General features: G+C 37.6%; 24 protein-coding genes. 13 read left to right on the top strand and 11 right to left on the bottom strand.

The window, feature by feature from the left end:
• Positions 1–280 precede the first annotated feature (280 nt).
• Together ACTNEP_RS18135 and ACTNEP_RS18140 are read left to right on the top strand one after the other, a co-directional pair.
• Positions 281–1,327 (top strand): ATP-grasp domain-containing protein, encoded by a 1,047-nt coding sequence (locus ACTNEP_RS18135; protein WP_441163386.1) that lies wholly within the window; start codon positions 281–283, stop codon positions 1,325–1,327.
• A gap of 99 nt (positions 1,328–1,426) precedes the next feature.
• Positions 1,427–2,506, top strand: coding sequence for a M20 family metallopeptidase (locus tag ACTNEP_RS18140; protein ID WP_441163387.1), 1,080 nt, complete (start codon positions 1,427–1,429; stop codon positions 2,504–2,506).
• A gap of 131 nt (positions 2,507–2,637) precedes the next feature.
• On the opposite strand, the gene ACTNEP_RS18145 is transcribed toward ACTNEP_RS18140, so the two are convergent.
• From ACTNEP_RS18145 to ACTNEP_RS18165, 5 genes are all read right to left on the bottom strand, one after another.
• Positions 2,638–3,513, bottom strand: a complete 876-nt coding sequence (locus tag ACTNEP_RS18145) for an STAS domain-containing protein (protein WP_441163388.1) — start codon at positions 3,511–3,513, stop codon at positions 2,638–2,640.
• Positions 3,514–3,781: 268 nt separating this feature from the next.
• Complete coding sequence (locus ACTNEP_RS18150) at positions 3,782–4,606, bottom strand: manganese catalase family protein (protein WP_441163389.1); 825 nt, start codon at positions 4,604–4,606, stop codon at positions 3,782–3,784.
• 206 nt (positions 4,607–4,812) lie between these two features.
• On the bottom strand, positions 4,813–5,022 hold the full coding sequence (locus ACTNEP_RS18155; protein WP_441163390.1) for a stress-induced protein, KGG, repeat-containing protein: 210 nt from the start codon (positions 5,020–5,022) through the stop codon (positions 4,813–4,815).
• Positions 5,023–5,110: 88 nt separating this feature from the next.
• Complete coding sequence (locus tag ACTNEP_RS18160) at positions 5,111–5,392, bottom strand: general stress protein (RefSeq protein WP_441163391.1); 282 nt, start codon at positions 5,390–5,392, stop codon at positions 5,111–5,113.
• A 164-nt stretch (positions 5,393–5,556) separates the two neighbouring features.
• Positions 5,557–5,718 carry a hypothetical protein gene (locus ACTNEP_RS18165; protein WP_441163392.1) on the bottom strand — a complete coding sequence of 54 codons (162 nt, stop codon included), beginning with the start codon at positions 5,716–5,718 and terminating at the stop codon, positions 5,557–5,559.
• 264 nt (positions 5,719–5,982) lie between these two features.
• On the opposite strand from ACTNEP_RS18165, the gene ACTNEP_RS18170 reads away from it, so the two are divergent.
• Both ACTNEP_RS18170 and ACTNEP_RS18175 read left to right on the top strand, forming a co-directional pair.
• Entirely contained in the window at positions 5,983–6,255 is a 273-nt protein-coding gene (locus ACTNEP_RS18170; RefSeq protein WP_441163393.1) for a MurR/RpiR family transcriptional regulator, read from the top strand.
• Between the two features lie 116 nt (positions 6,256–6,371).
• Positions 6,372–6,935: a cupin domain-containing protein gene (locus tag ACTNEP_RS18175; RefSeq protein ID WP_441163394.1), complete on the top strand. Its 564-nt coding sequence runs from the start codon at positions 6,372–6,374 to the stop codon at positions 6,933–6,935.
• 130 nt (positions 6,936–7,065) lie between these two features.
• Here the strand turns inward: ACTNEP_RS18175 and ACTNEP_RS18180 are convergent, their stop codons facing one another.
• Entirely contained in the window at positions 7,066–8,796 is a 1,731-nt protein-coding gene (locus ACTNEP_RS18180; RefSeq protein ID WP_441163395.1) for a methyl-accepting chemotaxis protein, read from the bottom strand.
• A 648-nt stretch (positions 8,797–9,444) separates the two neighbouring features.
• Between ACTNEP_RS18180 and ACTNEP_RS18185 the strand changes: the two genes are divergently transcribed.
• The 9 genes from ACTNEP_RS18185 to ACTNEP_RS18225 all read left to right on the top strand — a co-directional run bounded on the left by ACTNEP_RS18185 (position 9,445) and on the right by ACTNEP_RS18225 (position 18,855).
• Positions 9,445–9,744 carry a hypothetical protein gene (locus ACTNEP_RS18185; RefSeq protein ID WP_441163396.1) on the top strand — a complete coding sequence of 100 codons (300 nt, stop codon included), beginning with the start codon at positions 9,445–9,447 and terminating at the stop codon, positions 9,742–9,744.
• Positions 9,741–11,246: a solute symporter family protein gene (locus tag ACTNEP_RS18190; protein ID WP_441163397.1), complete on the top strand. Its 1,506-nt coding sequence runs from the start codon at positions 9,741–9,743 to the stop codon at positions 11,244–11,246. The genes ACTNEP_RS18185 and ACTNEP_RS18190 overlap by 4 nt, the downstream gene beginning before the upstream one ends.
• Positions 11,239–12,993, top strand: coding sequence for a LytS/YhcK type 5TM receptor domain-containing protein (locus tag ACTNEP_RS18195; RefSeq protein ID WP_441163398.1), 1,755 nt, complete (start codon positions 11,239–11,241; stop codon positions 12,991–12,993). The genes ACTNEP_RS18190 and ACTNEP_RS18195 overlap by 8 nt, the downstream gene beginning before the upstream one ends.
• Positions 12,990–13,724: a LytR/AlgR family response regulator transcription factor gene (locus ACTNEP_RS18200; protein ID WP_441163399.1), complete on the top strand. Its 735-nt coding sequence runs from the start codon at positions 12,990–12,992 to the stop codon at positions 13,722–13,724. Before ACTNEP_RS18195 ends, ACTNEP_RS18200 begins: the two co-directional genes overlap by 4 nt.
• 263 nt (positions 13,725–13,987) lie before the next feature.
• The gene (locus ACTNEP_RS18205) at positions 13,988–14,263 is read left to right on the top strand and encodes a DUF4212 domain-containing protein (RefSeq protein WP_441163400.1); all 276 of its coding nucleotides are present in this window, start codon (positions 13,988–13,990) and stop codon (positions 14,261–14,263) included.
• A 32-nt stretch (positions 14,264–14,295) separates the two neighbouring features.
• Positions 14,296–15,969 (top strand): sodium:solute symporter family protein, encoded by a 1,674-nt coding sequence (locus ACTNEP_RS18210; RefSeq protein WP_441163401.1) that lies wholly within the window; start codon positions 14,296–14,298, stop codon positions 15,967–15,969.
• Positions 15,970–15,990: 21 nt separating this feature from the next.
• Positions 15,991–16,449 carry a hypothetical protein gene (locus tag ACTNEP_RS18215; protein ID WP_441163402.1) on the top strand — a complete coding sequence of 153 codons (459 nt, stop codon included), beginning with the start codon at positions 15,991–15,993 and terminating at the stop codon, positions 16,447–16,449.
• Between the two features lie 445 nt (positions 16,450–16,894).
• Positions 16,895–17,767: an EamA family transporter gene (locus ACTNEP_RS18220; protein WP_441163403.1), complete on the top strand. Its 873-nt coding sequence runs from the start codon at positions 16,895–16,897 to the stop codon at positions 17,765–17,767.
• A gap of 71 nt (positions 17,768–17,838) precedes the next feature.
• Positions 17,839–18,855 (top strand): DUF3231 family protein, encoded by a 1,017-nt coding sequence (locus ACTNEP_RS18225; RefSeq protein ID WP_441163404.1) that lies wholly within the window; start codon positions 17,839–17,841, stop codon positions 18,853–18,855.
• Positions 18,856–19,103: 248 nt separating this feature from the next.
• Here the strand turns inward: ACTNEP_RS18225 and ACTNEP_RS18230 are convergent, their stop codons facing one another.
• From ACTNEP_RS18230 to ACTNEP_RS18250, 5 genes are all read right to left on the bottom strand, one after another.
• A complete protein-coding gene (locus tag ACTNEP_RS18230) occupies positions 19,104–19,574 on the bottom strand; it encodes a hypothetical protein (RefSeq protein WP_441163405.1) in 471 nt (156 codons plus the stop codon).
• Between the two features lie 237 nt (positions 19,575–19,811).
• Positions 19,812–19,955, bottom strand: a complete 144-nt coding sequence (locus ACTNEP_RS18235; RefSeq protein ID WP_441163406.1) for a hypothetical protein — start codon at positions 19,953–19,955, stop codon at positions 19,812–19,814.
• A 2-nt stretch (positions 19,956–19,957) separates the two neighbouring features.
• Positions 19,958–21,139 (bottom strand): Ger(x)C family spore germination protein, encoded by a 1,182-nt coding sequence (locus ACTNEP_RS18240; RefSeq protein WP_441163407.1) that lies wholly within the window; start codon positions 21,137–21,139, stop codon positions 19,958–19,960.
• A 1-nt stretch (position 21,140) separates the two neighbouring features.
• A complete protein-coding gene (locus ACTNEP_RS18245; protein ID WP_441163408.1) occupies positions 21,141–22,238 on the bottom strand; it encodes a GerAB/ArcD/ProY family transporter in 1,098 nt (365 codons plus the stop codon).
• Complete coding sequence (locus ACTNEP_RS18250; RefSeq protein ID WP_441163409.1) at positions 22,238–23,794, bottom strand: spore germination protein; 1,557 nt, start codon at positions 23,792–23,794, stop codon at positions 22,238–22,240. Before ACTNEP_RS18250 ends, ACTNEP_RS18245 begins: the two co-directional genes overlap by 1 nt.
• Between the last annotated feature and the right edge of the window lie 88 nt (positions 23,795–23,882).

The following is a 23,882-nucleotide window of genomic DNA, read 5'->3' on the forward strand; positions in this document are numbered from 1 at the left end:
TTAAAGAGGCTTTTCATTAGTTATCCTAACTTTTGAGAAGCCTCTTTCTTTATTATGGTGAAGAATTCTTCTATTAAATAGTATTTTTTTACTAACATAATCATAAGAATGAGCTTAAACCAACTAAAATGACTCTTTTCGATTGTTTTACATATTTATTACAGTTTTACATGGTAAGTTTTGCTCCAGATTATCGGGGTATAAGCATTACACCTTAGGAATAGTAAAAGTAAAGTATAGCTCGATTGCAAAAAATAAATGCTCAAGGAGATGATCGATAATGAATATTTTAATAACTTCAGGTGCAAGACGAATTGATTTTGTAGGGTTTTTTAAACACGCAGTAAAAGATGCCGGTATCAACGGGAATGTCATTGTTGCAGACCCAGATGATAATGCGCCTTCATTACAGGCTGGTGATAAAAATTACGTTATACCTCATCAGACAGAGGACAATTATATAGATTCTATTTTAAGTATCTGTAAAAAAGAAGATATTAAGTGTATTATCGCACTAAATGATTGGGAAGTGCCTTCTCTATCAGAATATAAGGAAAAGTTTGATGATATGGATATTTGCCTGTTTTCCCCTGATTTAACAATTGTTGAAAAGCTTCGAGATAAAGCAAAATATAGAGAATTACTGGCTCCTTTCGATGTAAAAGCCCCGATTTCTTATATGAACGTAGAAGAGGCAACGCAAGGACTGGAGAAAAAAGAGGTAGAATATCCTTTGATCGTTAAGCCGCGTAACGGTTCAGCATCGATGGGAGTAGAATTTGCCTATAATTTAGATGATTTACAGTATGCATATGATAGTGCGGTAAGAGAAATTCTAGACTCTCCATTAGATGAGGATAGTTCAAAAGAGCCCGAAGATAATGTCATTATTCAGGAGGTAATTGAAGGAGATAAGTTCAGTCTAGATATTTTTAATGATTTAGAAGGAAATTTTGTTACCTCATTTGTTCGTAAGCAATTGTCTATGCGTGGTGGCGATATTGACCGTTGTATTACCGTGAATACGCCAGAATTAATGGAAATTGGTCGGAAAATTGGAGAAAATTTAGGGCACGTCGGCTACATTAATGCAGATGTTTATTACAATGGGAAGGATTATTATGTAATTGATATAAACCCGCGATTTGGAGGAGGGTATGCATTCTCCCATAGAGCTGGTGCTAATATACCGTCAGCAATTATTGCGATAACACTAGGGAAAGAAATAAAAGAAGAATGGCTGACACAAAAAGATGGTGTCGAACTTTCTCGTCATGATACAGTTGTTGAAATAAATAAAGACAATCTCAAAACCTATTCATCCTAATATCTAGGGTTTTGAGTAACTACTGCTAGGGAAGTAGTTATAAGAAAGGTGTTGTGAAGGATTCTCTTTTTTCAACAATTGTATTTCAGGAGGGATAGAATGGAGGATCGGGTTGTCCTATTGTTACATGAGCTAATCAAAATTGATAGCTCTACTAGAAGCGGGGCAAACCAAGCAATAGATTATTGTGCGAATTGGTTAAAACAACACGGTTTGGAAGTAACAGAAATTAATAATGAAGGCTATCAATCTTTAGTATGCGAAATTGGTCAAGGCAATCAAACGATTGTGTTAAATGGTCATGTGGATGTAGTTGAAGCAGAAGAACAGCAATTCGAGCCTTATGTGGTGGACGGTAAAATGTATGGTCGTGGTTCTGTTGATATGAAAGCAGGAGTAGTGGCTATGATGGAGACGATAGTCCAATTAAAGGATCAGCAGCTCTCTACTAAAGTGATGCTACAACTTGTCCCTGATGAAGAAACAGGAGGCATATATGGTAGTAAGTATTTAGCTGATCAAGGATATTGTGGAGATTTTATTATCTGTGGGGAGCCTACAAGCCTTGGAATTGGTATTCAATCAAAAGGTGTACTCCAACTTGATTTTAAAATACGAGGTGAACCGGCTCACGGCAGTAGACCGTGGGAAGGTGTAAATGCTATTTTAAAAGCAACTAATTTGTATGAAGATATACTAAAATTACCATTTGCAGAAGAGACTTATCCCCCTTTGTATGACAAGCCTTCGATAAACCTTGCTAAACTTTCGGGTGGGACAGTTTACAATAAAGTACCGGAAGTATGTAAAATGGCTTTAGATATACGGTACTTGCCTAATCAGTCTCCTGATAGTATTTATCAGCAAATAAACCAAATTACAGATGGCGATGTAAGTATCCATATTTGCAATGACCCAGTCAAGACGGAAGCAGATAATCCCTATGTGAAAAAGCTTTGTAAAGCGATTAAACGAAACACCCAGCTAGAGGAAGTAAATATTTTTGGACAGCACGGTTCTTCTGATGGCCAATTTTTTGCGAAGTATGGTTGTGATGCCATCGAATTTGGGCCGGTAGGGGCTGATTGGCATGGAAAAAATGAAATGGTCTATATTCATTCATTAAAAGAGTATGTAAAAGTAATGAAGGATTTTATCCAAATGGAAGTAATAAGGTGAATAGCTGAAAGCGCGCTTCTTCAAACAAGAAAGACCACTTGTGTCTAAGTGGTCTTTCATTTGGCTTTTCCATATAAGGTTTAAAATCGATGAGTCCTTTTTTCTGAAATATAGATTAAATATTTTCCTAATCAAGAAGAGTTTTTGATTGATTGAATGATTTCTTTTACGGTGTTGGTCGTTTGTTGCTTATTAGAAAGAATATCCCGATTGGTTATTTTTAGCGCCTTTTCGAATCCTTGTTTTAGGGAGCTTTTCGTTATAAATTTACTTAGATCGATCCCAAGAGTAGAAAGGGTTTGGGAAATTTCCGGACGAATACCAACCAAAATACAGGTAGCACCGATCAGACGAACTGCTTCTGCTGCTTGCACAATATAATGAGCAACCATTGTATCTACCGTAGGAACTCCGGTAATATCTACTAGAACAACTTCAGATCGATGTTCGACGACACCGGTTAGTAGTTTCTGATTGATAAGTTGTCCTCTTTCTTCATCAATGGTTCCTATTAAAGGCATAATCGTAATCCCTTCCACAACGGGTATTAATGGAGAAGATAATTCTTCAAGTACGACTTTTTGCTTGGAAACCATATCCATCCAATGAGTGGAGTATGTACGAATTAATTCATTTTTGATCGGGTCCACCCATCCGTTTATTTCTTCCATCATATTAATAAATTCATATTTACTTACATTCTCTGTTTTTTCTATCAATCTATGGAGACAGATCGCCCTTAAAATCTGAATACCTTCTGTCAGATACTCTAATGGCCAGCCTAGGTTAACAATTTGCTCACTGAATTGATTTAATTCGTCCTTTATTTCTATTTCTTCGAGGTGAGAAAAAATAATTTTTCCATATTTTTGATTGATTTCATCTATTAATTTCTCTGATAATTGAGCACTCCAGATGGAAATATCCCTTTGTCTAAATTGTTTGTACCATTGTTCCTTAATTTCATTTTGTTCATTTAGTAATGTGATTTTATATTCGTTTTTCATATTATTCATCTCCTGCACTATGCTCCATAATATATTAAAATAAGGCCTATGATTTTAGCTAACAAGCATTGGTTTTTAGTTAAAACAGTACTTTATGTATATACATAGATGTAAAAGTAGTTATGGTAAGAATCATTTTGAAAGGGGACGGTTACGCTTACAACTATTTTATAATCTATACATTTTTCTATGAAATCATATGCTCCAGAAGTTAGCAGCATCATGCATTAATAGCGAGGATGCTGCACTTCTGTTGCTTCCATATATGTTATGATTCTGCAGGTGAGGTACCATGCATATAAGAAGGGGCGGGCTTTAATTGAGGTTTATCGCCATGAGCTTTTGGCTCTTTAACGTAACCAAATTTTCCATTGCCATCTGGAGTTTTTCCAGAAGTCCACTTACCATCCTTACTTTCCTCACCCTCTGAGAAGTTAAGTAAATCGTATGAGAAATCCGTTGCTTCCCATTCTTTTGGAACTGTGCCAGGAACGGTTGTACCAAATTTGTCCTCCAGTTCCTCCAGAGCTGCAATCCATTGATTTTGATGCATGGTATCACGTGCTAGAAGGAAGGAAAGCATCTCTTGTACTCCTCTATCATCTGTCATCTCATATAATCTCGCCACTTGCAATCTTCCTTGAGATTCAGCATTTAAATTTGCTCGCATATCTGCTACTAAATTTCCACTGGCAATAATATAGCCGGCATTCCATGGAACTCCCGTACTGTTTTCGGGCATTGCACCTAGTCCAGAGACAATAGCATGATGGGGATTCATGCCTCCTAATATTGCTTCAATGACTGGATTTTCTGCAGCTTCCTCCTGCTCTTTTACGGGAGCACCTTCAAGTAATCGGGCAATCATTGTCGAGATCATTTCCACATGACCTAATTCTTCGGTTCCTGTATCTAAAATCAGGTCTTTATATTTCTCTTCTCCTCTTGCGTTCCATCCTTGGAATAAGTATTGCATCGCAACGGATATTTCACCAAATTGTCCCCCGAGTATTTCTTGCAGTTTTTTTGCGAAAAGGGGATCTGGACGTTCCGGTTTCGCATGAAATTGTAATTCTTTCTTGTGGAAGAACATCGAAAAAGGCTCCTTTCTAATTATATAATAGACAGAAAACCTCCCTTTCTTGAGAGAGGCTTCTGCAACTTGTGAATGTGTTACTAGGAGAAGTGTGTAATCATTTCTCCTAATGACACACTCTATCGTTTGCTATTTTTGCTTTTTTATTATATTTTGTTAGTAGAGGTTAATTTATATATCGAACATTTTTTCTACGGTCGTAATTAGGAGTTATTGTTATTTCCTCTAGAATTACGGCCGCCTTTTTTTCCAATTTCTTGGAAATGTTCTTGATCGTATTTGTCGCTAGTAGTTTCTCCGCCTTTTTTCCCGATTTCCTCGAAGTGATCTTGTCCGTATTTTTGGCTGACCTTTTCGCCACCTTTACGACCGGCTTCTTCTCTGCTCATTTTCCTGTTGTTGTTTTGAGCCATTGTGGAACTACCTCCTATTAAAGTTTTTGTTTTTAGCGTAGTTTTATTCATTACAGCGCTATTTTTATTAGTATTTTACTTGATTGAATTAAGAGTTGTTATTGTTGTTTCGGCTGGAATTACGGCCACCTTTTTCTCCAATTTCTTCAAAGTGTTCTTGACCATATTCACGACTAACTTTTTCGCCGCCTTTTTGACCGATTTCTTGGAAGTGCTCTCGATCGTATTTGTCGCTAGTAGTTTGACCACCTTTTTTCCCGATCTCTTCGAAGTGATCTTGACCGTATTTTTGGCTAACCTTTTCGCCACCTTTACGTCCAGCTTCTTCTCTGCTCATGTTTCCATTGTTGTTATTATTGTTTCGTGCCATTTTAACTACCTCCTAATGGTTATTTTTTTGTGAGTGGCTGACTCACATTACTCTCATTCCTCGATAAATGGTTTACTAAACTATCTTTTCAAAAGTTTGTCATAGATTAAACCTTTTACCTTTATAGCGATGTTGGGATAGGGAGAGATATTAATTAATTGTAACTAGGAATTATTATTGTTGTTTCCACTAGAATTACGGCCGCCTTTTTTTCCGATTTCTTCAAAGTAATCTTCACCGTATTTTCGTTTTACTTTTTCACCACCTTTACGTCCAGCTTCTTCTCTACTCATGTTCCCATTGTTGTTATTGTTGCTTTGAGCCATTCTATCTACCTCCTATCAAAGATTTTTTGTGAGAGTTATTACTCTCATTACTTTCATACCTCGATATTTTATAAATAAACTTTCGTTTTTATTTTTATTGGAATTGTAACGAAATTGAAATATGAGATTGGAAGAGAGTAGGGAAAAATAAAAGAGGAGGAATTCCCAATTATCATCTATATAAACGAAAGGCAGCAGAGCATTTTGCTCAACTGCTATTTCCAGTTGATGGCTGCTTCACAGCTTGATGAGAAGGATTGTGCAGTGCTTATTTCACATTCTGGGTCATCTAAAGATATTTTACATATCGTAAATGTTTTAAAGAAACAGAAAGTAAAAACGATTGCGATTACTAACTTTGCCAAAACGACATTAAGTACAGCCGTACATATCCCGCTTTACACAAGTTCAGGAGAAACCGATTTTAGAACTGAAGCATTTTCTTCCCGTATTGCTCAGCTTACATTGATTGATTTATTGTATGTGAATGTATTGATGAACAGCGGTGAAGAGGGACGAGAAGCATTAAATGCGTGAAGCTATTAAGGTGAAAAGAATATAGAGCGTAATACTTTTGGCAAGGGTATGTAAAATAAGTACATTCTCCCAATAGATGCATAGGATATTTTAACAACAATGAAAGGGTGGAAAAGATGTTCTATGCTCCTTATATGTATGCATATCCTCATTATGCTAATCAATCAGTGTATAACAATGGCATGCAAACAGTCCAACCCCAATACGTTAACCACCTCCGTTCGCCATATCCTTTAAGAGGTCATGAAATGGCGTTAACAGATAGTGGCTCAAACCCATTTGTGTTAAATATTAACGAAGCAACAAAACAAAATAACACTTTTCGGACTGCTATATGGACTGGGTCACAATTCCAAGTTACTTTAATGAGTATTGGTGTGGGTGAAGATATCGGGTTAGAAATGCATCGAGATGTGGACCAGTTTTTACGTATAGAACAAGGTCAAGGACTGGTACAAATGGGTAAGGATTTGAATAACTTGAGTTTTGAGAGGCGTGTTTATGATGATTTTGCTATTATCATTCCAGCTGGTACATGGCATAATCTGATCAATACTGGCAATGTTCCACTTAAGCTTTATTCGATTTACGCACCACCTAACCACCCATTTGGAACAGTTCATGCTACGAAAGCTGATGCAATTGCTGCTGAGGAACATCATCACCATAGTGGTTTTTAGTAAGGGAAGAATACAGTGGGAAAGACTCTCCTTATTATTTTTGGGCAGTTTATCTGATGGCGCTATGTCTAGTAAAAAGAATAGCGCCCAAGATTCATTACAAAGAAATGCATAGTTATGTGCAATCCTTTTAATGTATTCGAAACCGTTTTGTCAATTTAGCAAGAGACTGTGATAAATTAGTTAATTGTAAGCCGATTTCATGTGTTCTCTCCATTTGATGAATTTGTTCCTCACTTGTAGTATACATTTCTTCTGCACTTGCTAAAGTTTCCTGCGAAACAGATGCAAAGCTAATCGTTGCTTGTTCGAGCTCAGGGAGAATATGGTGCACGTTTTGCAGTTCACCTTCCATATTGTTGATGCGACTGCTAACGATCTCAATTTGCCTCATTAATTCATCAATTGATAACTTCGTGTCATTAGCGATCGTTAAGTTTGAAGTGATGTTTGTATGCATTTGATCAAATTCAAGAGATGCTTGTTTCGTCACATTGTCCATTTCTGAGATAGAGTAGGTTATTTCCTCTGTTGCATTTGCGGATTGCTCTGCCAACTTCCTTACTTCATTTGCTACGACAGCAAATCCTTTACCAGATTCACCGGCTCGAGCAGCCTCAATGGCAGCGTTTAGTGCCAAAAGCTTCGTTTGCTCTGCTACTCCTTTAATTAAGTCTACTAAGCTAGTAATCGACGATGAGTGTGCATGTACTTGTTGGATCGTTTGATTCAGTTGCTCAAAACCTTGTCCAAATGCAGTAATCATTTCGATGAGGGTCGTCATATTTTTCTCACCAGATGCTGCAGATTGATTCATATTCTCTGAACTGCTATGAACCATCTTCATGTTTTCTAATAACGAAAAAACCTTCTCTTTCATTTCGCTGAAACTATTGGCACTTTTCTCTGAACTGCTAGCGGTATGCTCGGCACCTTCCTTGACGACATTAATAGACTCAATTAATTGGTGACTTGCTGATAACGTACTGCCAGAAGAATCTTTTAGCAGATCACCAGTTGTCTCAAGTTGGGAAGTAGTATCAGTGAGTTCCTTCAGCATTTGCCGCATTTGGTTGATCATAGCGTCATAACTTTTATGAAGGGAGATAATTTCCGGTATGGATGTAACCACTTCTACCGTATCTTTTAGGTTTCCGTTCCGTGCCTCTCTCATTGCATCTTTTAGTTTCATTAATGGTTTGGTTAAACTTCTAACGAAAAATAATATAATGAAAAAAGAGACGATTAGGCTAACGATAATGACGGTAATAATCGTTTGAGCCATATCATTAACAGCCCCCATATAGGATTGGGTAGGAACAGCCAATACATATAAACCATCAATTTGCTCATGTAAATTCTCGACAACCAATGTATAATTGGTTCCATCTATCTCCTCATGAATGACACCTTTGTTTAATTCTACCAGTTTATCTACCAAGGTATCGGGAATAGTAATGTTACTGTCACTGCTAACTTGGAACGGTGTGACATTGCCATTGACAATAGAGTAAATATCAGAACTGATTCCTTCTTCTTTAAGCCTTTCTGTTTGTGATCGTATTTCTGCTTCCAGCTGCTGCATAAAATATTCATCGTCACTAACATATAAAAATTTCAGATTGTCAGCTATGTATGCCATCAACTCTCCTTCACGTGTTAATCGGTTTTCAATTGTTTCCATTGTTGTCTCTTTTGCATTGAGATAGGAACTTACACCGACAACACTAATGGAAACGATGAAGAGAACAAAAAATAAAACTAGTAATCTAGTTTGTAAATTAACCTTTGATAGCAAGCTTTGATTAGATTTCTTTTCTTTCATTGGCTTTTTACCTGACTTGCTGAAAAAAAACTTCAATTTGTAATCCTCCATTTTTAGATTATCCTTGCACTGACAAATTGTAACAAAACAATATTAAGTTCATGTTAAATCTATGTATATATTTAGTAAAAAAGAACTATAACCATGGATTCATTTATAGAATGAGTGCCAATTAAGCCAATTTATATCAAAAGAGGCTAGGACAAAAGATTTGTAAACAAAAATTCGAATCTTAACAGCTGGACACACTCACCGCTTCGGCAAAATACTTCGTTCTCACGATAAGGTGCAAGTGCAGCATCTACTCAAGCACAAATGGCGTTCACAGTGTTTTCTATACCAACGGACGGCTCTTCAGTTAACCTTAGAAAAGAAAAACGCCTCGAACGATAGCTTACAAAGTACTATATGGGAAAAGGTGGGAATGGATTGGTGGAATGACTTCTTTGCATAGCTGTTCACAAAATTGACATATTTATACATACTCCATTATAATTGCATACGATAAAGACCATTAAATCACGGTGCTAACCGTCTATAAGCCCCATTTCATACTTCAAGCATTGCAACGAGATAAGTAGCGAGGGATCACGGGTGCTAACTCCTTGACCATCAATTGAGGTGAAAATTCCCTCTAATAGAGAAAGTCTAATTATAGTGATTCCTTCAGAGAGGAGGATGTTCATGCAACATAACCAAACAAATGAAACCGCTTACGTCATTGAGGACCAAATTAGAAAAAAACATCGTACTCTGATTGTTACTGCTGCTGTCATTATTCTTTTTTATCTATTGTTTCCCCTTGCTTTAATTAGTTTTATATCAGAACAAAATACATATTTTCTCCCTTTGGCATGGGGATATGTTCTTGTATTATTTCTAATGACTTGGGGAGTAGGGGTCTGGCATTACTTTTTCATAAAATCATGTAATCGAAAGCTCGAGACAAGATGGAAACAGACCAATGCAGGAGATGGCCAATGAATTTTACCTATTTTATTTTTTTCGTCGTTATCGTAATTGGAACGCTCGTCATTACCCATTGGGCAGCAGAGAGGAGTAGAACCGCTCATCAATTTTATGTGGCAGCAGGCAGTCTGTCTGGTTTGCAAAATGGGATGGCTATTGCAGGTGATTTTATCAGTGCTGCTTCATTTTTAGGCATTACAGGATTAATTGCGCTCTATGGTTATGACGGATTTTTATATGCTACAGGCTTTCTTGTTTCTTATGTGATATTGCTGTTATTAATCGTGGAACCGATCCATCGGCTTGGTACTTATTCTATTGCAGATGTAGTTACTGCCCGATTTCCGGGAAACAAGATGCGTGCGTCCGTTGCCATTAGTGGTATATGTATTTCGGTTTTGTATATGATCCCACAGCTTGTAGCTTCGGGTTTATTGATTCGTCTTTTGCTTGGAGTCGATTTTCGCGTAGCAGTGTGTATTATCGGGGTGTTAATGACGGTGTATGTAGCATTTGGTGGAATGTTAGCAACATCTTGGGTACAGATTATCAAAACGGTGCTCCTTATGGGAGGAACATTACTAGTGGTATTTATCCTGCTTTCCTGGTTGAATTGGGATTTCTTCAGCTTAATAAATGAAGCAACACTACAAAGTTCTTATGGGACAGCGTTTTTTCAACCTGGTAATCTGTTCACTCATCCAGTGGAAAAAGTTTCCCTAACCATTACGTTGATTTTGGGAACTTCTGGTCTTCCCCATATACTTATTCGCTTTTTGACAGTGAAAAACGCGAGGCAAGCAAGGTTATCTGCCATGTCTGCTTCCTGGATAATTGGTTTGTTTTATTTAATGACACTTATTCTGGGAGTGGGGGCGATTGCACTTGTTGGAAGTGAAATACTAGTAGAGGCAGATGTAAGTGGGAATTTGTCTGCTTTATTGTTGGCAGAGGCTGTCGGCGGTGACTTTCTTATTGCTTTTGTAATGGCTGTCGCCTTTGCTACCATCATTGCAGTTGTAACTGGTCTCGTTTTTGCGGCCACCTCTTCATTTGCACATGATATCTATTTTCATCTTTGGAAGAAAAATAAGGTGGATGAGAAAAAACAGCTTCAGGTAGCGAGGATTGTAGCTGGAGTAATTGGAATATTGTCGATCCTCTTATCGATAGAGATGGAAGAGAGTAATGTAGCATTTCTCGTCTCCATTACTTTTGCGGTAGCTGCTTCCACACTGTTTCCCTTACTTATACTAACCTTTTACTGGAAACGGTATAATGCAGTGGGTGCCTATACCACATTATTAACTGGATTTTTACTCTCTCTTATCCTTGTAGTTTTAGGACCAGAGGGATACGGCCTTTTCCCGCTAGCTAATCCAGGGATTCTCTCCATCCCAGCTGGCTTTGCGGGAGGAGTGATTGGTGCCTTAGTAGCAAAAAAGGATGAAAAAAGCTATCAAGATTTATTGATAAAAATGTCCAGGGAAAAACAGGAGGTTGCTTCGTATGATTGACCTCACGATTGTTTTGTTTGAACGAATTGGCTTATTGCTTCTGGCAGCCTTCATGTTAACCCAAATTCCGGGCTTTCGGTCACTTTTGGACAGAGATATTGCCATTGACACCGTTATTTATCTTGCGCTTGTATTTGGTTCTATCGGAGTTCTAGGTACGCATACCGGTGTACTGATACATATGGACACATTGGAACTTGCATCAAGATTTACAGAGGTCACATCCAGTGAAGTGCTGATCGGCTTCAGTATGGTAGTGGTCATGATTGCCGGATTACTTGGCGGCCCGTATGTCGGGCTTGGAACTGGTATGATCACTGGTGTTTATCTCGCCTTCATGGGGGGAGATGCTTGGGTTGCGAACAGTGTCATTAACCCTTTAGCTGGTTTAATGACCGGATGGACCGGTCGGTTTTTTTCAGATGAACGAGTTATTGCGCCGGGAAAAGCATTGTTTATCGGTATGTTTCCACCGGTATTGCATATGGGAATGCTGCTGATTTTTATCTCTGATCAGGAAAAAGGGGTAGAGCTTGTTAATACAATAGGTATACCACTTGTCATTACGAATGCTATTGCTCTTGCGATTTTTACGATGGTAATACGAGCAGCACTTAACGAGACGGAACGGGAAGCAGCAATTGAAACAAACAGAGCTCTGTCAATTGCCGAAAAAGCATTACCTATTCTTCAGGATGCATCGATCATCTCTAATGCAGACAGAATGGCAAAGCTTCTGTATAATGAGCTTGATGTTGCAGCTATTGCGATTACAGATAAACAGAAGGTGCTAAGTCATGTAGGCCTCGGAGATGATCATCATCGCTTAGGAGAACCGCTAAAAATGAGACTTTCGCATAAAGCGCTTGCTACGGGGGAGCTTCAGGTTGCGTATGATCGTGAAGGAATTCAGTGTCGTGTTGAAGTATGTCCGCTGAAAACGGCAATCATGGTACCGATATATCGTTCTGGGGAAATAATTGGTCTGATTAATTTATATTTTCGCCATTCCCAGCAGATTCGCGCTGTTGAAATTGAGCTTGCTAAAGGGCTGGGGACGATTATTTCCAATCAAATCAGTGGGTTTGAAGCGGAACGAATGAAAGAGCTTCTAAAGGAAGCAGAAATAAGAAATCTGCAGGCACAAATTAATCCACATTTTCTATTCAACACTTTTAATTTGCTTCATTCCTTGATGCGGGTTAATCAGGAGAAAGCACGTCATATTTTAATACAGCTCAGTCATTATATGAGGGCAAATCTAACCATTGCTAGTAAAACCCTGATTCCCTTGAAAGATGAACTCGCACACGTTAACGCCTATGTGGAGATTGTTACAGCCCGTTTCATGGATCAGTTAATCATTCAAAAACTTATTGATCAGAATGTTGGAGATGTATTGATACCTCCGGCCACATTACAGCCTCTTATTGAAAATTGTATTCAGCACGGATTAAAGGATCAACAAATGAAGGGAAGAATCGATCTAACGATTACTAGAAAAAAAGACTGGGTGTATATTGAAGTGCGGGACAACGGTAAAGGTTTTGCTCATGATATTCTCACCTTGCTCGGAACGAAACCAGTAGATCCGAAGAATGGTAATGGAACAGCCTTATATAATATTAATGAGCGGTTGAAAGGAATTTTGGGAGAAGAAAGTCGATTACACTTTCACAACCTTTCCGAAAATGGAAGTTCGGTTTCATTCAAAATTCTAGTCGGAACAGAGGAGCGAGATGAATGAAGATGCATGTGATGATTGCAGAGGATGAGCGTTTAGGTCGTGAAGAGCTGACATATTTACTTGCACAGGAAGAGGATGTGATCCTTTGTCCGAGTGCAGAGAATGGCAAGCAGTTAATCCAGTATTATCATGAATATAAGCCAGATGTATTATTTTTGGATATTCATATGCCTAGTATCTCTGGTTTAGAAGCAGCGGAGATTTTGCGTAAACAAGAAGAACACGAGCCGGTAATTGTATTTACAACTGCCTATGACACTTACGCTGTGCAGGCCTTTGATCTTCAAGCTACGGATTACTTACTGAAGCCGTTTGACCAAACCCGCTTTGATATTGCGATGAAACGGGTGCGAGAAGTACTAATGAAAAAACAAAACAAAAAACTAAAAATTGAAAAGCTGATTATTTCGACTGATAATAAAATGGTGGTAATCGATCCATCTCAGATCGGTTATGCAGTCCGTGAAGGAAGACAACTACTCTTGCATACGTTAACGAACGAAGTAATTGAAACGAGAATGAATTTGAAAGAGCTAGAGGAAAAGCTATTCGCATTCCCTTTTTACAGATCACATCGAAGTTATCTTGTAAACCTTGATGCGATCGAAGAAATCACACCATGGTTTAATGGAGCCTATAACATTGTATTAAAAGATAAAAATAAATCCCAAATTCCGATGAGCAGGACGGTAGCGAAGGAATTTTTTGATGTATTACAAGGATTAAATTAACCATTCAGACATAAAAGTCAACAATTTAAACAGTCAGTTTGGCATTTTATGAAAATCTCGAAATTGAATTAATTATATTTTATATACTAAATACAAGTGTTAGAGTATTTAGTTTTTTTTATGCGTTCAAAGAGGATGGGCTTTGATCCTATAAATCAGATAAACTTTTCAAAGAGTACAAAATGCTTTCTTACAATTGTAAGCGTTTACTGTTTCTTGAATACTCTACATTAATAATTTAGTAGGAAAGGAAGGAAGAGTCAATGAATCAAACACTCAATGAAAAACAAAGATGGTATTGGAAGAAAAATATCCAATTAATCGTAGGTTTGCTTATCGTTTGGTTTCTGGTTGGCCTTGGTGCGGGCGTTCTGTTTGCTGAACCCCTTTCTAACGTGTCGTTTCTGAAGGTTTCATTATCGTTTTGGTTTGCGCATCAGGGAGCGATCTTGGTATTTATCTTCCTCATACTCATTTATGCAGTTCGTATGGATAAACTTGATAAGCAATATAAAGAGATGTTAAAGAATGGGGATTAGAAATAGGAAAGCAGGTTTAAGGAGGGGTTTTCATGAGTGTTGAAGCTATTACGATTATTCTTGTTCTAATTACGTTTGCTGTTTACACAGGAATTGGTTGGTGGTCAAGAGTTCGAGATACCTCTAATTTTTATGTTGCAGGGCAGGGTGTTCCCACTGTAGCAAATGGAGCTGCAATTGCTGCCGATTGGATGTCTGCTGCATCTTTTATATCGATGGCAGGATTAGTAGCATTTTTAGGCTATGACGGAACGATTTATTTAATGGGTTGGACTGGTGGATATGTTCTTTTAGCATTACTACTTGCTCCTTATTTACGTAAATTCGGTAAGTTTACGGTACCTGATTTTATTGGTGACCGTTTTTATTCGAGCAGTGCACGTGCAGTAGCTGCTGTTGCGACGATTTTTATCTCACTTACTTATATCTCCGGTCAAATGCGTGGAGTCGGAATTGTTTTCAGTCGTTACCTTCAGGTTGATATTATTATCGGGGTTCTGATAGGAATGGCGGTTGTCGGGTTTTTTGCATTACTAGGTGGGATGAAAGGGGTAACGTGGACGCAGGCTATCCAATATTTTGTTATCATTATCGCCTTTTTAATCCCTGCATTTGCTATTTCGTTTCAGTTAACCGGTAATCCTATTCCACAGCTTGCTATAACAAGCAGTGATATTGTCGATCGTTTGGGACAGATTCAAGTGGATCTGGGTATGACGGAATATATGGCTCCGTTCACTAACTTATCGATGATTAATGTCTTTATGGTTACCCTAGCCTTAATGGCAGGAACTGCTGGACTTCCACACGTTATTGTCCGTTTTTATACGGTCAAAAGTGTACGTGCGGCACGTTGGTCAGCGGTTTGGGCAATCATCTTTATCGGACTGCTTTATTTAACTGCCCCTGCAGTTGGTGCGTTTGCCAAATATAATTTAATTGATACGATAGCAGACCAGCCATTGGAAGAAGTGCGGAATATTGATTGGGTAAACAAATGGGAAACGACAGGATTATTGCAATTAGAGGATAAGAATGGTGACGGTATGGTTAATTTTACTGGCGGTGATGACAATGAGGTGGTGATTGACGGAGACATTATCGTTTTGTCCACACCAGAAGTAGCTAACCTTGCACCTTTTATTATTGCATTGGTTGCAGCTGGAGGACTGGCAGCTGCATTATCCACGGCTTCAGGGTTATTAATTACGATGACGAGTGCAGTATCACATGACATCTATTATCGGATTTTTAATAAAGAAGCCTCAGAATCACAAAGGCTGCGAGTAGGCCGAATTACATTGCTGATTGCGTTAGCTTTGGCAGCATATGTCGGTATTAACCCTCCAGGGTTTGCAGGAGAAGTGGTAGCACTTGCCTTTGGTTTAGGTGCAGCAAGTTTGTTCCCGGTTATTCTCTTAGGTATCTTCGACAAGCGGATGAATAAGGAGGGAGCGATCGCAGGTATTTTGACCGGTTTAGGTTTCACGTTGATCATGATCGGTGCGATCCTGTCCCCGACTATTTTAGGAACGGATGAACCGATTTTAGACAGTTTCTTTGGTATTAACGCTCAAGGTGTCGGAGTAGTAGGAATGATATTGAACTTTATTGTCAGCTTTATCGTTTCACGAATGACCCCTGAACCGCCTAAGGAGATTCAGGAGTTAATAGAAAATGTGCGCGCGCCAGAGATAGATAAGTGAGAATCATAAAGGAGGAAAAAGATGAATGCGACATTGATTTTAGCTGGGCTATTAGTAATGGTGTATCTTTTCCATCCATGGCTGAATTTACGAACTTTTCAAAAGGTAATAGGGATTACTTTATTTTTTGAGATCTTTTATCTAACAGGTCATTATCTGATGAAATGGCCCTTTCCTACACCGATTGTTCTGTTACAGTTCTTTGTTGTATCAGGGTTTGGTGTCGGTTTAGGAGTATTCTTTTCTCGAATTTGGCCACTACCACTTGAAAAAGGTTTTGAGCGGGTTTTTCGAACATTCTTAATTGTCATTCCCGCGCTCGGATTCGGAATGGGTTTGCAGGTTATTCTTCAGGGAGCACATGCTACACAGGCAATTTATTTACTATTTGCATTTGCGGCATGGATCGGGTCTAGCAGGTTTGTACGTGAGGAAAAAGCGAATATCGTTCCCAAGCAAAGAATAGAAGGGACAACTTAAGGCAATGCATCCGCTCTGGCTGTTCGTTTCGCTTTTACCCTTAGGGCATAAGTCAACATCTGTTCAAGCAAGCTTTCACAGTGTTTCCTATACTGAGGGGCCAAAAAACTGTGGAAAGGAAAGTGGATAGCCGGAGCGATTGTTACGCAACTATAGCCTCTCAAAAATTACGACGAAGCAACAGAAGTTAGTGCGTAGTATGTTCCTACTAAATAGGAAAAACCAAACGATTTCAAGGTCTATTTGAATAATCGTTTGGTTTTTTGTGCTTATACATTTCTTTTGTCCCAGCCTCGTTGTTTTTTTACAGATAAGAAAGGAATTTTGTCTATTTCACTTTATGTTGTGGAAGCGATCATTTAAAAGATTTTTCCATCTAGTATATAATAGAAATCTGATACCCAAATAGAGAATGATAAAAGATGTAGAATGGGAGCGAGTTTGGATGGGCAGTCGAAATGCTATTTTGTTTATATTAATTGCAGCAGTACTTTGGGGGACAACTGGAACAGCTCAAAGCTTTGCGCCATTATCGGCACATCCAGTAGCAATAGGTGCAATTCGTTTAGCTATCGGTGGAATAACTTTATTAGTATTTGTCATCATACAGGGAAAGTTTTATATCAGAAGTTGGCCAAAACGGACGACATTTTTAGCTGCATTAGCGATGGCAGCTTACCAACCGCTGTTTTTCTCAGCTGTATCATGGACAGGGGTAGCAGTTGGAACAGTGGTAGCCATTGGGAGTGCGCCAATATTAGCCGGATTACTGGAATGGTTATTATACCGAAAAACGCCAGACAAGCGTTGGTTAGTTGCTACAATTCTAGCGGTTATAGGATGTTCATTGTTAGTTTCCAATGATCAAGCAGTCACGATTTCGTCATTAGGTATCTTAATGGCTGTTGGCGCAGGTTTATCCTTTGCTGCATATACGCTATTTAGTAAAAAGTTATTGGAAAACCATCGTTCCGAAAACGTTGTAGCGGTTGTGTTTACGTGTGCTGCTATTCTTTTGTCACCACTGCTATTATTGTATGATTTTTCCTGGTTATTACAGATCAATGGTATAATAGTGGCCTTACATTTAGGGATATTAGCAACAGCGATTGCGTACTTATTCTTTGCACGTGGGTTATTAGGAACCTCAGCATCAACTGCCGTAACGCTTTCACTTGCAGAGCCACTAACAGCATCTGTTCTTGGAATTGTGGTTGTAAAGGAAGCTATTACTTTACAAATATTATTAGGTTTATTGCTAATTTTAGCAGCATTAATTTTCTTATCATTACGGTTATCAAAAGCAAAAACTATTTAGATGTTGAACATAATATGCTTAATCTTGTACATAATAGAAGTATGTTTAATTTTATGTAGGAGGTTTGCATAATGTGTGAAAAGAAGATACACCTTACAGCCGGTGAAATTTCTTCATTATGGATGGGATATATGAATGACAGTATGACGACGAAAGTATTAAGTTTTATGCTGCAACATGTTGAGGATCCCGATATAAAGCCAGTTGTACAGTCTGCGTATAACATTTCCGTTAACAATCTTGATACATTACTCACTATCTTTGAACAAGATAATTATTCCAAACCTAACGGGTTTACTGATCAAGATGTGAACATGGATGCTCCGTGGCTTTATACAGATTTATTTTGTTTAAGCTATATTAATCATATAGCGAAAGTAGGAATGATAACTTATAGTGGATTTGTCTCTATGAGTGCTAGGGAGGATATACGAGATTACTTTATACAAGGACTTAACGAGTCAATAAAGCTTTTTACTCAATCAACCGAAACCGGCCTATCCAAAGGAGTAAATGCAAGGCATCCGTATATTGGAGTTCCAAAAGAATCAACTTATGTCGATAGTAAAAAGTACATGAGTGGCTTAAATCCTTTAAATCAAAAAAGACCATTAAATGCTACCGAGATTTCTCATTTATATACGAACATTCAGACAAATTCCATAGGGTTAAAGCTATGTATATCATTTGCTCAAACGTCCCCAACACCAGAAGTACAAGAATTTATGTTACGGGGGAAAGAAGTGGCCAAGAAACATATTAAGGTTTTTGTTGATACTCTATTAGAAAATGATACAGAAGCTCCACAAGTTCCTGATGTTGCAGTAAGTAACTCGACTACTCCAACATTTTCTGATAAGTTAATGATGTTTCATATGTCACTCCTCATGGCAGCTGGAATTGGCAATTATGCTACTGCTGCTGCTGCCAGTCAACGAAGTGATTTGATGGCGAATTATGAACGTCTATCTTTAGAAGTGTCTAAGCTTGCAAAAAGTGGAGCGGATATTATGATTAAAAACAATTGGTTAGAGGAACCACCAGGAACAGAAGATCGTGAGAAATTAGCTGAAAATAAAGAAAACTGATCAGTAAAAAAAGTAGTTCAATTTTGGAGCAGGCTTACCAAAATGAACTACTTTTTAATTAACTATTCTAGAGACCACAAAGTTATTAGAATGAGGAGGAGTAAAAGAAATGAAAGCACCATATACAAGGAAAAATGCTCATGCAATTACATAACTTTTTCTTGATACCAGCTTTATTATTTTATGTTCTTTCCTTTGATATCGTTGAAGAAAGATTGGTTGGATTTAAAACAGCTTCTCATCCTTCGTCAGGATGATTTTTTATCTTTGCCCTGCGCTTTTCTGATGAGCTTTTGCAAAAGCAACCCTACAAGCACCCCTGGTAATACACTTACTATTGGTAGCCAAATAGGACCTAATAATACGCCGAACAACGTAAAACTTGAGGAAAAGATCGTTCCCACTGTTACAAAATAAGCGGAAAAAACAAATGGCAAGGAAGAATAGGGCTTGCCACCACCGCCAGCATCTCGATAAGCATCCCACATCGCAAAAAAGTATAAACAAGGATAGAACAGAAGCCATTGGTAGTCTGCTTTGTCAATAGCCATTTCCATTTGGCCATAAAAACTAAAAATAAGTATTTCGTTTAAATTTGCTTGTACATTAATGATAAATTCTAATCCAATTAAGATAATCCCTTTAATTATTTTCCCATTAAGTAACTGACCAAATCCAGGCAGTGCAATGCTCCATAACAATACTTCAGATGGCTTCACGTTTCACTTGCACCTTTTTTTTTGAGTAATGTAAGAAAATAATATAGGGTCATCAAGAAACAGGGGGAGTATCTTATTTGCAAAGACGCTGGTTTAATATGGTAAGTCACTTTTACACCTTCTTAAATTGGTCGTTAAGGATAGGTCAGATAATAAAGATTTATCATACTTAGCTGTTTTTTGGATAGATTTCATTATATAGGAAAGGTAATTCAATAAAGCCCGCTAATTTGTAAACTAGCCCTTTTTTTTCCATGGTGGGTCGCCGTTTTTGTGTAGTTTTTGATTTGCTTTATAAATAACATAAGGCACAAGCACAGTTAATATGGTGACAATCAAAATTAACTTATCAGGTAATTTCCCAATGATAATTTCCCACATATTTATCTCTCCATTCTATTATCTTTTGCTTTGTCTGAAGCTCCTATATTTCGTACGGCGGCGTTTGCTGTTACTTCTACTGTACTTTGCGAAAATAATTTCTCTCCTTGCTCCCAATCGTTTTCAATCTTTTTCCAGACATTATAGTGCCTTTGTTTTAAAATGTTACTGAACCCTAGAAAATCCACTTCTAACTCTTGCTGGGCCTTCTCCACCGTATTGAGAACGATTTGTTCCATTTTCTCATTTATATTCTTTTCTATTTTCTTCATATATGCTTGATCTAAAAGTGACTTACTGCCGAACATTTCGGCAATAGCTCCTTCTGTATCAATAGCTATCGATATTTTTATATTAGCCGGATTGTTAGTATTTATGTTGATGGAACTCTTTGCATTATTTATCTCATATATCATAAGTTCCCCATCTATATAAAAAGGTATTATTCCATTTTTAATATCCCCTTCTATCAGTCTAAAGCCTTTAACGTCATCACCAGAAAGTGCTCCAACCTGATGATCTGTTAGTCCGTCAAATACTGCCACACCATTATACCTGATATTATCCCCTGATAAGGAAATAAGTGGGAGAACGTAGCTTTCTTTATTTAACAAATATTGATGTAGTCTTCCAACCGGAACTGGTTCAATTAATTCTAGAGATTTTATATTATTTTCCATTATAGTATCGATGATTCGGGAAGGAAGTTCATCTGTTTTTGGTTTAATTTCGAGTATTTCTTTTGCGCTTCCTTCCGATATCATTACTTTTATTCCTCTACGCATTTCATGATCTCGAATAAACCCGTCTAATACACTAGAAAATACATCAGGCTGACTGGCAATTTCATGGGAAACGATTAAAATTTTTAAATGCTCATAATTAGGGATCAAATTAGTAAGGCTTAACATCTCTCTGGAAATTTGAAACGAACTTTGACCAGTAGCTGATAAGTTTGTGAATGCTGTCTGTTCTCCACCTCCCGTTTGATTAGGGTTCGGTAAGTTCCCTGGTATTACAAATTGACTGGTCAATGTTATGTTATAGGTACCTTCTTTTTGTTCTTCTGCCATATCGAGTGCACTTCCAATAACAAAGCCTCTATCATCGATTGGTAATTCATCCCAGCAACCTGTAAGTAATAGTACAATAGAGCAAGATATTATGGTAAGAACGCGTTTCATGTTAGATAACTCTCCTTATTTTGGCAATGACAAATAATAAAATCACAACAAATGAAGTGTAGAAGGTGGAGCTATAACCAATATACGATGCAAAGGTAGAAACCTGTATTAAATCTTGAGGGTACATACTCGTTACGTATATAATTGGTGCAATGATTAAAATGAGTTTGATTTTAACCATATTTGTGAAAATAGAATTAATTGCGAGAACAGTGATATCGAATGCCATTGCGGTTGTGTTAAATATGGCCATTATCCAAATAACAAAGAATAACGACTCAAACCTTTCTAAAACACCGCCTGGAATTTCTACAATTTTAGCAAGCTCTATAGTAGGGTACTGTAAATTGGAGGTAACCGCATTTCCGAAAACCATGATACAGGTAAGGTAAAGTGATAAATATAATACAATCGTGACACATATACCGAAAACAGCCATTCGTGGTGCTTTTTCGGGCTTTCTTACAAGTGTGATATAAAACCACAGAATACCAAATCCCGTATAAGATAATATGCCATTTTTGAATCCTTCCACATATCCGTTAAAATCCGTTTGAAACATGGGCAATAAGAAGTTTGGATTAAACAGATTAATATTAAAGACCATCACGACTACGGCAATAAATAATACAAAAGGCAAGAACAATGTATTTAATCGAAAAAGGCCAATTCTTGAACCGGCTACCGCATAAATGATCAATAATAGAAACGTAAAGGAAATGATTTCAATCGGTGTTTCTATTAACAAATAATGATTGGAAATGTCAGCAATTTGGCGAATCTGCAATGCAGTTACAAACATTGATAAAATTCCGAACATAAATGTTAAAAGGATTGCTAAGGGCCTTGAAACTATTACGGATGAATAGGTAATAAAAGACTGATTTGGAAAACTTGCTGAAAGTTTTGCAACAGACCATGTGATGAGAATGGTTACCAATCCTCCGGATAGTAACGATACCCACCCGTCAGATGCCATTGTTACGGAGGCAATGCTATGTGGTAAAGAAAGGATACCTATACCGATTACAAAGGCAGGTACAGCAATCAAAATTTGCTTATCAGAAATTTTCTCATCAGCGTATTCAAATGTTTTCATTACCTATTCTCCTTATCAGTTTTTTGCTTATCAGTTGTTTGCATATAAGTTGGTCTTTTCGTTAACTGTGGAATTGGTTTACGGAAAATAAGATCCTCCCAATCCTTAAAGAAGGTAGGTGCAAAAGGAACAGAATAAGGAACTCCGATGCTTTTAAGATTAACAATATGAATGTTTACCATGATGTAACCGATAATGATTCCATAGAGCCCAAATGTTCCAGCTAAGAAGATAAACCCAAACAAAATAATTCTAAAAGCAATCGCAACACTATATGCTGGTAATGCAAATGATGCAATGGCATTAAGGGCAATGACAATAACCATGATAGGGCTAACAACCCCTGCTTGTACTGCAGCGTCTCCGATAACGAGTCCACCTACAATTCCAATCGTTTGTCCAATCGTCTTAGGTAAGCGTGCTCCTGCTTCTCGTAATAATTCCATGGTGACCGCCATCAGAAATGCTTCTATTAAAGGTGTAAATGGTACACCTTCCCTTGATGCTGCGATCGAGAATGCTAAATCGGATGGAATCATTCCAGGATGGAAGGAGACTAATGCTATATATAATGATGGTAAGAATATTGCGATAAAAGCAGCTATGTATCGTAAGATTCTAAGTAAAGTTCCAATTGTCCATCGTTCATAGTAATCCTCTGGGGATTGCATAGCATTTGCTAATGTTGTTGGTGCAATTAATACAAACGGACTTCCATCAAGAATAATGACAACTTTCCCCTGTAAAAGAGCGGCCGAGGCTTTGTCGGGTCTCTCTGTATTTAGGATTTGTGGAAAAGGAGAAAGGAAATTATCTTCAATCCATTGCTCGATAAAACCAGATTCTGGTGCATCATCCATGTCAATAGACTCAAGTCTTCTGTTAATTTCCTTTAGTATATCCGGATGAATAACATCGGCTATATAGGTTACGACTAGATCTTTTTTGGATCGTCTACCAATTTGGTACGTCTTGAATCGTAAATTTGGATCTTGAATATAACGGCGTATTAGGACTATATTGGTACGCAAATCTTCTACAAAGCCATCTCTTGGGCCACGAATTAATGATTCTGTTACAGGTTCCTGGATTTCACGTTTGTCCCATCCTTGTGTACCAATAATGAATACCTTATCTATCCCATCTAAATATAGAACGGTACTTCCATTTAAAATTTCGTTTGATACGTCATCTAATGAATCTCCTATTTTAAGTGAAGAAGTGGAGAGAATATCCATATTTAACACATCAAAAAGTTCTTGTTTATTAGTAGGTATTTGGATTCTTTCCGTTTCAAGCTGTATATTATCTATTATATTATTGCGAACATATGCCCCATCTGCTAATCCATCAATATAAGCTGTGGCACAACGGTGATTGGAACCCCGAATGGTAAATTCTCGGATGACTAAATCGTTTGGTTCATCTAATAATTTCTTTAAGTTATCTAGGTTTGTATCCAAATTGTTTACTAATCGGATGATCGTTTGGTCCTTTTTCTTCCTTTCCTTTTTTTTATGACGATTTAAAAATGAGTTTTTGTGTATTTTAATCACCCCACATTTGCACGATCCTTATTCTTTTTGTTTCCCCACTTTATCTGTTTCTATACAAATGTTCGAGGGTACAGAGAGAAAGAATCTC

This window comes from Gracilibacillus sp. HCP3S3_G5_2 (assembly GCF_052063305.1).
GTDB lineage: Bacteria > Bacillota > Bacilli > Bacillales > Amphibacillaceae > Gracilibacillus.

Bases quoted from the DNA above. Each gene is read 5' to 3' on its own strand.
- ACTNEP_RS18220 (WP_441163403.1), top strand. From the start codon at position 16,895: ATGGGCAGTCGAAATGCTATTTTGTTTATATTAATTGCAGCAGTACTT.
- ACTNEP_RS18245 (WP_441163408.1), bottom strand. From the start codon at position 22,238: ATGAAAACATTTGAATACGCTGATGAGAAAATTTCTGATAAGCAAATT.
- ACTNEP_RS18195 (WP_441163398.1), top strand. From the start codon at position 11,239: ATGATTGACCTCACGATTGTTTTGTTTGAACGAATTGGCTTATTGCTT.
- ACTNEP_RS18145 (WP_441163388.1), bottom strand. From the start codon at position 3,513: ATGAAAAACGAATATAAAATCACATTACTAAATGAACAAAATGAAATT.
- ACTNEP_RS18190 (WP_441163397.1), top strand. From the start codon at position 9,741: ATGAATTTTACCTATTTTATTTTTTTCGTCGTTATCGTAATTGGAACG.
- ACTNEP_RS18235 (WP_441163406.1), bottom strand. From the start codon at position 19,955: ATGTGGGAAATTATCATTGGGAAATTACCTGATAAGTTAATTTTGATT.
- ACTNEP_RS18165 (WP_441163392.1), bottom strand. From the start codon at position 5,718: ATGGCTCAAAGCAACAATAACAACAATGGGAACATGAGTAGAGAAGAA.
- ACTNEP_RS18240 (WP_441163407.1), bottom strand. From the start codon at position 21,139: ATGAAACGCGTTCTTACCATAATATCTTGCTCTATTGTACTATTACTT.
- ACTNEP_RS18200 (WP_441163399.1), top strand. From the start codon at position 12,990: ATGAAGATGCATGTGATGATTGCAGAGGATGAGCGTTTAGGTCGTGAA.
- ACTNEP_RS18205 (WP_441163400.1), top strand. From the start codon at position 13,988: ATGAATCAAACACTCAATGAAAAACAAAGATGGTATTGGAAGAAAAAT.
- ACTNEP_RS18155 (WP_441163390.1), bottom strand. From the start codon at position 5,022: ATGGCTCAAAACAACAACAGGAAAATGAGCAGAGAAGAAGCCGGTCGT.
- ACTNEP_RS18140 (WP_441163387.1), top strand. From the start codon at position 1,427: ATGGAGGATCGGGTTGTCCTATTGTTACATGAGCTAATCAAAATTGAT.
- ACTNEP_RS18215 (WP_441163402.1), top strand. From the start codon at position 15,991: ATGAATGCGACATTGATTTTAGCTGGGCTATTAGTAATGGTGTATCTT.
- ACTNEP_RS18185 (WP_441163396.1), top strand. From the start codon at position 9,445: ATGCAACATAACCAAACAAATGAAACCGCTTACGTCATTGAGGACCAA.
- ACTNEP_RS18210 (WP_441163401.1), top strand. From the start codon at position 14,296: ATGAGTGTTGAAGCTATTACGATTATTCTTGTTCTAATTACGTTTGCT.
- ACTNEP_RS18150 (WP_441163389.1), bottom strand. From the start codon at position 4,606: ATGTTCTTCCACAAGAAAGAATTACAATTTCATGCGAAACCGGAACGT.
- ACTNEP_RS18135 (WP_441163386.1), top strand. From the start codon at position 281: ATGAATATTTTAATAACTTCAGGTGCAAGACGAATTGATTTTGTAGGG.
- ACTNEP_RS18225 (WP_441163404.1), top strand. From the start codon at position 17,839: ATGTGTGAAAAGAAGATACACCTTACAGCCGGTGAAATTTCTTCATTA.
- ACTNEP_RS18175 (WP_441163394.1), top strand. From the start codon at position 6,372: ATGTTCTATGCTCCTTATATGTATGCATATCCTCATTATGCTAATCAA.
- ACTNEP_RS18160 (WP_441163391.1), bottom strand. From the start codon at position 5,392: ATGGCACGAAACAATAATAACAACAATGGAAACATGAGCAGAGAAGAA.